Source organism: Thiobacillus sp., assembly GCF_024708915.1.
The window spans coordinates 1-7729 of the sequence record NZ_JANJXQ010000192.1 but is presented as its reverse complement, the minus strand read 5'-3'; the positions used below and the strand labels follow the sequence as shown (position 1 = coordinate 7729).

The 7729-nt window shown below is 64.9% G+C and carries 8 protein-coding genes and 2 pseudogenes; 4 read left to right on the top strand and 6 right to left on the bottom strand.

Going from position 1 to position 7729, the window contains the following annotated elements:
* A partial coding sequence (locus Q0L94_RS13240; RefSeq protein ID WP_296753917.1) for a glycoside hydrolase family 3 N-terminal domain-containing protein occupies window positions 1-347 on the bottom strand: 347 nt, incomplete at its 3' end.
* Here Q0L94_RS13240 and Q0L94_RS13235 point away from each other — a divergent pair.
* The 4 genes and pseudogenes from Q0L94_RS13235 to Q0L94_RS13220 form a co-directional block, all read left to right on the top strand.
* Window positions 237-1067 (top strand): annotated as a pseudogene (locus tag Q0L94_RS13235) (translational GTPase TypA); the annotation flags it as partial. The gene Q0L94_RS13240 and the pseudogene Q0L94_RS13235 sit on opposite strands and share 111 nt — an antisense overlap.
* A gap of 55 nt (window positions 1068-1122) precedes the next feature.
* On the top strand, window positions 1123-2415 hold the full coding sequence (locus Q0L94_RS13230; RefSeq protein WP_296753915.1) for a DNA recombination protein RmuC: 1293 nt from the start codon (window positions 1123-1125) through the stop codon (window positions 2413-2415).
* Window positions 2412-3185 carry a M90 family metallopeptidase gene (locus Q0L94_RS13225; protein WP_296753913.1) on the top strand — a complete coding sequence of 258 codons (774 nt, stop codon included), beginning with the start codon at window positions 2412-2414 and terminating at the stop codon, window positions 3183-3185. Before Q0L94_RS13230 ends, Q0L94_RS13225 begins: the two co-directional genes overlap by 4 nt.
* A complete protein-coding gene (locus Q0L94_RS13220; protein ID WP_296753911.1) occupies window positions 3182-4351 on the top strand; it encodes a pyridoxal phosphate-dependent aminotransferase in 1170 nt (389 codons plus the stop codon). Before Q0L94_RS13225 ends, Q0L94_RS13220 begins: the two co-directional genes overlap by 4 nt.
* Window positions 4352-4393: 42 nt before the next feature.
* Here the strand turns inward: Q0L94_RS13220 and Q0L94_RS13215 are convergent, their stop codons facing one another.
* The 5 genes and pseudogenes from Q0L94_RS13215 to Q0L94_RS13195 form a co-directional block, all read right to left on the bottom strand.
* A complete protein-coding gene (locus Q0L94_RS13215) occupies window positions 4394-4618 on the bottom strand; it encodes a hypothetical protein (protein ID WP_296753909.1) in 225 nt (74 codons plus the stop codon).
* A 175-nt stretch (window positions 4619-4793) separates the two neighbouring features.
* A complete protein-coding gene (locus Q0L94_RS13210) occupies window positions 4794-5075 on the bottom strand; it encodes a hypothetical protein (RefSeq protein WP_296753908.1) in 282 nt (93 codons plus the stop codon).
* A gap of 11 nt (window positions 5076-5086) precedes the next feature.
* On the bottom strand, window positions 5087-5986 hold the full coding sequence (locus Q0L94_RS13205; protein ID WP_296753918.1) for an Hsp33 family molecular chaperone HslO: 900 nt from the start codon (window positions 5984-5986) through the stop codon (window positions 5087-5089).
* A gap of 5 nt (window positions 5987-5991) precedes the next feature.
* The gene (locus Q0L94_RS13200) at window positions 5992-7245 is read right to left on the bottom strand and encodes a VWA-like domain-containing protein (RefSeq protein ID WP_296753906.1); all 1254 of its coding nucleotides are present in this window, start codon (window positions 7243-7245) and stop codon (window positions 5992-5994) included.
* Window positions 7246-7248: 3 nt separating this feature from the next.
* Window positions 7249-7729, bottom strand: a pseudogene (locus tag Q0L94_RS13195) (ATPase); the annotation flags it as partial.

Below are 7729 nucleotides of genomic sequence, written 5' to 3'. Positions count from 1 at the left end.
AAGCCGTGGCCGGGGAAGTGCTTGCCGACCGCGCCCATGCCCGCCTCGGCCATGCCGGCCACCAGCGCCTGGGCGAGCGCGGCGACCACCTGCGGGTCGCGATGGAAGGCGCGGTTGCCGATGGCGCGGCAGCAGCCGTAGTCGAGGTCGAGCACTGGGGTGAAGCTGAGGTCGACACCGTGCGCGCGCAGCTCGGCCGCGAGCACGAAGCCGATGGCACGCGCGCCCTCTAGCGCCGCCAGATCCGCGACCGCCTGACCAAGGAACTGCTGACCAACGTCGCGCTGCGGGTTGACGAAACCGGCGACGCCGACGTGTTCCGCGTCGCCGGCCGCGGCGAACTGCACCTCACCATCCTGCTGGAAAACATGCGCCGCGAAGGCTTCGAGATGGCGGTGGCCAAACCCCGCGTGGTGTACAAGGAAATCAACGGCGAAAAGTGCGAGCCGTATGAAAACCTCACCATCGACCTGGAAGACGAGCACCAGGGCGGCGTGATGGAAGAAATCGGCCGCCGCCGCGGCGAGCTGACCAACATGGAATCCGACGGCAAGGGCCGTACCCGGCTGGAATACCACATTCCCGCGCGCGGCCTCATCGGCTTCCAGTCCGACTTCATGACGATGACGCGCGGCACCGGCCTGATGAGCCACGTGTTCGACGACTACGGCCCGGTCAAGGCCGACCTGCCCGGCCGCCACAACGGCGTGCTGGTGTCGCAGGACAACGGTGAAGCGGTGGCCTACGCACTGTGGAAACTGGAAGACCGCGGCCGCATGTTCGTCAGCCCGGGCGACAAGCTGTACGAAGGCATGATCATCGGCATCCACAGCCGCGACAATGATCTGGTGGTCAACCCGATCAAGGGCAAGCAGCTCACCAACGTGCGCGCCTCCGGCACCGACGAGGCGGTGCGCCTGACCACCCCGATCAAGCTGACGCTGGAATCCGCGGTGGAGTTCATCGACGACGACGAACTGGTCGAGATCACACCGAAATCGATCCGCATCCGCAAGCGCCATCTGCAGGAACACGAGCGCAAGCGCGCCAGCCGCGCAGCAGCGTAATGCAAAACCCGGCCAGCGCCGGGTTTTTTCATGGCGGCACGGGTAGAATCCGCGCATGCATCCTGTCGAAATCGGCCTCTTCGCCGGCCTTGCCGTCCTTGCTCTCCTGACTGTTTCCCTGCTGCTGCGCCTGCGTGCGCTGCAGCGCGAACAAGCCGGGCTGCCCGCGCTGCTGGCGCAGGACATGGAGGCCCGTCACCGCGCGGTGCTCACCGACCTGCACACCGGGCTGTCAACGCAGTCCGACCGCATGCAGGCCCAACTCTCCGCTCTGCAGATCGCTCAGACCGAACGGCTGGCCGAGACGCGCGAAACCGTCACCGGCCAGTTCGGCCAGTTCCAGACCGCGATGCTGGAAAAGCTCATCGAGCAGGGACGTGCCGAGCAAAGCCTGCTGCAGGACACGCTGAAACATATGACCGCGCAGTTCAGCGAGCGCGCGCAGCAGCTGTCGCAGACGGTCGATGGCCGCCTGAATGAAATCTCCGGCAAGGTCGCCGAGCGGCTCGACGAGGGTTTCAAGAAAACCAACGAGACATTTACTTCGGTGATGTCGCGGCTGGCGGTGATCGACGAGGCACAAAAGAAAATCGAAGGACTCGCCTCCAACGTCGTGTCGCTGCAGGAAATCCTCGGCGACAAGCGCTCGCGCGGCGCTTTCGGCGAAGTGCAGCTGGAAGCGCTGGTGAGGAACAGCCTGCCACCCGACGCCTATGTCTTCCAGCACACCCTGAGAAGCGGTGCGCGCGCCGACTGCGTGCTGATCCTGCCCGAACCCACCGGCACCGTCTGCGTCGACGCCAAGTTTCCGCTGGAAAACTACAGCCGCATGTTCGACGACACGCTGCCGCCGGCCGAGCGCGAGGCAGCACGGCGGCAGTTCAAGGCCGACGTCAAAAAGCACGTCGACGACATCGCCGCCAGATACATCGTCGAAGGCGAAACCTCCGACGGTGCGGTGATGTTCCTGCCGGCCGAAGCGGTGTTCGCCGAAATCCACGCCTACCATGCGGATCTGGTCGAGTACGCACAGAAAAAGCGGGTGTGGCTCACCTCGCCGACCACGCTGATGGCGGTGCTGAATACCGCACGCGCAGTGATCCGCGATTCGGAAACGCGGCGCATGGCGCACGTGATCAAGGATGAATTGAGCAAGCTGGCGAAGGATTTTGCGCGCTTCGACGAGCGCATGAAAAAGCTCGCCACCCATATCGAGCAGGCCAACAAGGATGTGGGCGAGGTGCGCATTTCCAGCGACAAGATCAGCCGCCGTTTCCAGCAGATCGAACGGGTCGAACTCGAACACCCGGACGCGGGCGCCGCGCGCCTGCTCGACGTCGACGAATGAGCTGGTTTTCCGGCTGGCGCCGCAACCGCATTCTCCGGCACCACCTCGTGCCGCTTGCCGCGTTCCAGGCTGCGGTCGAACGCCTGCATATCCTGCGGGGGCTGACATCCGGCGAACTGGCGCACCTGCGTGAAATCGCCAGCCTGTTCATCCACGACAAGACTTTCTCCGCTGCCGGCGGCGCCGAAGTCGACGATGCCATGCAGCTGATCATCGCCGTCCAGGCCTGCCTGCTGATCCTCAATCTCGACGAAAACAGCTACCGGGGCTGGAGCGAAATCATCCTCTACCCCGACGAATTCCTGCGTCCGCGAGTAGAGATGGACGAGGCCGGCGTCGTCCACCATACACGCGACATCCTGGCCGGCGAGTCCTGGCACGGCGGCCCGCTGGTGCTGTCGCTCGCCGACGTCGAAGCCAGCGGCCTGGCCGACGGCTCCAACGTGGTGCTGCATGAATTCGCGCACAAGCTCGACATGCTGAACGGCGACGCCAATGGCTTTCCGCCGCTGCATCGCGGCATGGATTCCGCCAGTTGGGCGCGCGACTTCAGTGCAGCCTATGCCGACCTGTCCGCGCGCGTCGATGGCGGCGAAGACACTGCGATCGATCCCTACGCCACCGCCAACCCCGCCGAGTTTTTTGCCGTGTCGAGCGAAGTGTTTTTTGAAACGCCGCACGTGCTCGATGCGGAATACCCGGCGATTTACCGGCAACTGCAGCAGTTTTATCGCCAGCACCCGTTGCGCCGGGCGGAAAGCCAGACGTGACCCCAAGCCATCCCAAAACCGCCGTACGCATGGACGGCATCGCGCCGTTCCACGTGATGGACATCCTGGCACGGGCGCAGGCGCTGGAAGCCGCCGGACGCGACATCATCCATCTTGAAATCGGCGAGCCGGACTTCGCCACACCCGAACCCGTCGTCGCGGCCGGAATCGCGGCGCTGCGCGCCGGGTACACGCACTACACCGGCGCACTCGGCCTGCCCGCCCTGCGCGAAGCCATTGCCGGATTTTATGCCGCTCGCTGGCAGGCTGCAGTCGATCCCGCACGGATCGTGGTGACCCCCGGTGCCTCGGGCGCCTTGCTGCTGACGCTGGGCCTGCTGGCCGGCCCCGGCGACGAAGTGCTGATGGCCGATCCGGGTTATCCCTGCAACCGCCATTTCGCCCACTTCTGCGACGCCCGCGCAGTCGCCGTTCCGGTCGATGCCGGCAGCGGCTTTCAACTCACCCTCGAATCCATCGAGCGCCATGCCGCTTCGGCCACCCGCGCGGTGCTGATCGCCAGCCCGTCCAATCCCACCGGCACCGCCATGTCCCCCGACGAACTCGCACGCATCCGCGACTGGTGCCGCGCACAGGGCGTGGCCTTGATCGTCGACGAGATCTATCTGGCGCTCACTTACGACGGCAGCGAGCACAGCGCCGCACGCTGGGACGACACATTCGTCGTCAACAGTTTTTCCAAATATTTCTCGATGACGGGCTGGCGGCTCGGTTGGCTGATCGCTCCTGCCTGGGCCATGCCGGCATTGGAACGGCTGGCGCAGAACCTGTTCCTGGCAGCCGCCACCCCAGCGCAGCATGCGGCACTGGCGGCATTCTCGCCCGCAACCCTGGATGAACTCGAAACCCGCAAGGCCGAGTTGCGCGCCCGCCGCGATTTTCTGCTGCCCGCCTTGCGCGAGCGGGGCTTCGATATTCCGCTGGCGCCGCAGGGAGCGTTTTACCTGTATGCGGATTGCAGCCGCCACACCTCGGACAGCTACGCATTCGCCAATCTTCTGCTCGAACAGACGGGTATCGCCGCTACGCCTGGAGTCGATTTCGGTTCGCATCGCGCGGCACGCCACATCCGCTTTGCCTACACCCAGCCTCTGCCGCGGCTGGCCGATGCCATGACGCGGCTCGATCGTTTTTTGCAGGCATAAAAAAACCGGCCCGAAGGCCGGTTTTACGTTCCGTGCCCGGAATTACTGGGCGGGAGCGGGAGCGGGAGCAGCGGCATCAGCAGGCGCTTCGGCGGCAGGCGCTTCGGCGGCAGGCGCTTCAGCAGGAGCAGCTTCCATCGGAGCAGCAGCTTCCGGAGCCGGCGCTTCAGCAGCAGGCGCTTCGACCGGAGCAGCGGCTTCTTCTTTTTTGCCGCAAGCGGCCATGGAAACAGCCAGCAGGGCAGCCAGGAGGACGGAATATTTCATTTGATTTCCCTTTACTTACAGATATAAAAACCCACACCAGAGATCGGTCCGGGACTTGTGATCCAGCCGACGCGCGGAATTCTAGCAAAACGGTAATAGAAAACCACAATCTACTAAAAAATTGATTTAGCGCGTTCCGGATGTTGCCAAATTGCAACGAAACGGGTTGGATGCATTATTTTCTGGGCGTTTCGATGAACTCTCCCGGCTGGGTGCCGGGGCGCAATTTGCCTTGATAGGAAAAGCCGGTGCCATAGCGGCGGCCGCCATCCGGTGCGATGGTCAGCTCATTTTCGCTCCAGATCCAGACATGGCCATCACGGGTGTCGAGGATAAACGCGCGCGCGCCGCCCTTGCCGCCCTCGGCACCTGCCAGCGGCAGCGCCTGATAGCGTTCATTCGCCAGCGCACCGGTTGATAGCGTCAGCAACCCCAGCAGCACCCATCCTGCCCGCATCGCGCGTCCTTTCATTTGTTGTTGCCCTTGACAGCGGGCGTCTCGACGTGCGGCGAATCGGCACCCCTCGGGGTAAACAGCGCGGCCGCCGCCGCTGCATCCAGTACATATTCATGGTTGCAGATATCATCGTGAACCCGGATTTCACCCTGCTCGGCGATGATGGCCTCGCATTCCGCCTGCCCCACGCTGCGCAGCATGGAATGGATTTTGGCCGGGTCATACGGGCAGTGATAGCTGACCGGGCGAGGATCGTACACCCGCACATCCTCCTCCGGGAACAGGCGCTCGATCAGCTTGATCGCGCCGAGCCCGAGCAGTTCGTCCGCCCGCACCGTGTCGGCCAGTATCTGCATCCGGTTCCAGCCGTCCGCATCGCGCGCGGCCGCCCCCGGCAGCGCCTGCAGGAACAGACCGGCAGCCGTTTCGCGGCTGGCCGCCAGCCACAGGCGGGTGGGCAATTGTTCGGACTGCGCCAGATAATGCTCGAACGCCGCGGCCAGGGTCTCGCCTTGCAGCGGCACATGGCTCTGATAGGGCTGGCGCATGTCGGCGGTGTCGAGCGTCAGGGTCAATGCCCCGTCGCCCAGCAAGGCCGGCAGGCTGCCCGTCGCCAGATCCGGAACGCTGCGCGCCATGCCGCGCAGGCGCAATTGTTCATCGCAATCCATCACCAGCAGCGATATTTCGCCGGCGCCGCGCAACTGAAACGTCAGCCGCCCCGTCTGCTTGAGGTTGGCGGTGATCAGCGTGGTCACCGCCGCCAGCTGGCCCAACAGCTCAAGGGCAGGCTCCGGATAATCGCGCCCGGCCGTCATCTCGCGCCAGGCGGATCCCAGCTGCACCCAGACGCCGCGGATGTCGAGCTGTTCGAACAGGAAACTGCGCACCCGGCTGGGCTGAGCGTGCAAGGTGCTCAATTGAGCTGCACCCGCTCGCCCCAGGGCACCCTGCCCTTGCCCTTGACCAGCCAGATCACCGGGTAGTTCGGCGGAATTCCGGGGAAGTCGCCCTCGGCGTCGGTGAAATACACCAGCATGTCGGGGCTGCGGTTTTCCTGCTCGACCCAGTCGAATACCGGGCGGAAATCGGTGCCGCCGCCGCCTTCGAGACCGGCGGGAAGCTGCATCGTGTCCCAGGGCTCGAATTCCCACGGCGCCTGTTCGGCCACATGGTTGTCGCACGCCAGCAGCGTGATCCGGGCGCGCACCTGGCCCTTGAGCGCATCGAGCTCGGTGACGAACTCGTGCAGTTCGTCGTCGCTGATCGAGCCGCTGGTATCGATCGCCGCCACCACCTCGATGCCCTCGCTCGACAGGCGCGGCAGCAGCGCGTCGCCCTCGCGGCGCGAGGGCCGGCGCCACGAATAGTCGTCGCGCTGGTTGATCGCGAAGAAGCGCGCCAGCAAGGCGCGCCACGGCAGACTCGGGGCCAGGAGGCCGTCGACCCAGCGCATCATCGACCGGGACAGTTTGCCGGCCTGGCGCGCCGCCTGGGCGGCGGCGGCCAGCCGGTTCTTCCATTGCTCGGCAAGTTCCTCGCGCTCGCTGGGCGACAACTCGTTCGGCTTCTGCGAGGCCTGGCTGCCGCTGCCCTGCTGCTCCTCGGCTTCGCTCTGGCCTTCCTTGCCCTGGCCACCGGCCTCGCCGCCCTCGGGATCGTCCTGGCGTTCGTCCTGATCGGGACTGGCGCCTTGCTCGTTGTCGTTGTCGAACAGGTGCTGGTCGAAGGACTCTTCCGGGGTGTCCTCGGGAATCAGCGGATAGATTTCTTCGGCCGACAGCGTCATGAAGTTCTGGTCGGCAAGGATGCCGTGCAGCGGCGGCTTCAGGCCTTCCTCGATCAGGATCAGATTCACCGCGTGATCGCAGGCCACATCCCAGCGCCGCTTCATCCGATGGTTGCGGCGCTGGGGGTGGCCCATGGCGCAGTGCATCGCTTCGTGCGCGAGGACAAATTGCGTCTGCGCCAGGGACAGGTTTTCGACGAACTTCGGATTGAAATAAAACGCCTGCGCATCGGTTCCCGTGGTGGAGCACCAATCGCCGCCGACTTTCAGCGGCAGGTGCATCACCAGCGCGCCAAGAAACGGGCGCTCCATGATGAGGCGGGTGCGTGCGGCCGCCAGCTTGGTGAGGATGGGCTGCAGAACGTCGGGCTGTTCAGCCATGGATCAATGCTCGTAGAGAACCAGATCGGTGATGCTGTTGGCCCACTCGGCGAACGCCGGCACGGCGAACAACGGCCGGCCCACCGCGCGGTGCAGGTCGGACACCAGCATGACGCCCATTTCGCGCTGCGGGAAACGCTGCGCATATTTGAGGATGTTGCCGTATACCGCCGAAGCGTTGCCGCTGTCGGCAGCCTGCAATGCACGCCGCACCAGCGCTGCGGCGACGCCATACTGTAGGTCGATGCCTGCGGGCACTTCGGCATCCGCACCCGCGATGATGGCGTCGAGATCGGGCATCTGCGCCATGTTGTCGACGAAGGTTTTCAACTCCAGGCCGGCCGACTGGCCAACGCAGGCCTGCAACGAATCGGCCAGCAGTTCGGTCCGGTCGAATTTCTGCAGCGCACGGTGGGCATACTCCCACGAGCGCGGGCTGGGAAAGGCGATCGGCGTGTGCGCCGGGTCGAAGCTGAACAGCAGG

Bases quoted from the DNA above. Each gene is read 5' to 3' on its own strand.
- Q0L94_RS13230 (WP_296753915.1), top strand. From the start codon at position 1,123: ATGCATCCTGTCGAAATCGGCCTCTTCGCCGGCCTTGCCGTCCTTGCT.
- Q0L94_RS13225 (WP_296753913.1), top strand. From the start codon at position 2,412: ATGAGCTGGTTTTCCGGCTGGCGCCGCAACCGCATTCTCCGGCACCAC.
- Q0L94_RS13215 (WP_296753909.1), bottom strand. From the start codon at position 4,618: ATGAAATATTCCGTCCTCCTGGCTGCCCTGCTGGCTGTTTCCATGGCC.
- Q0L94_RS13210 (WP_296753908.1), bottom strand. From the start codon at position 5,075: ATGCGGGCAGGATGGGTGCTGCTGGGGTTGCTGACGCTATCAACCGGT.
- Q0L94_RS13200 (WP_296753906.1), bottom strand. From the start codon at position 7,245: ATGGCTGAACAGCCCGACGTTCTGCAGCCCATCCTCACCAAGCTGGCG.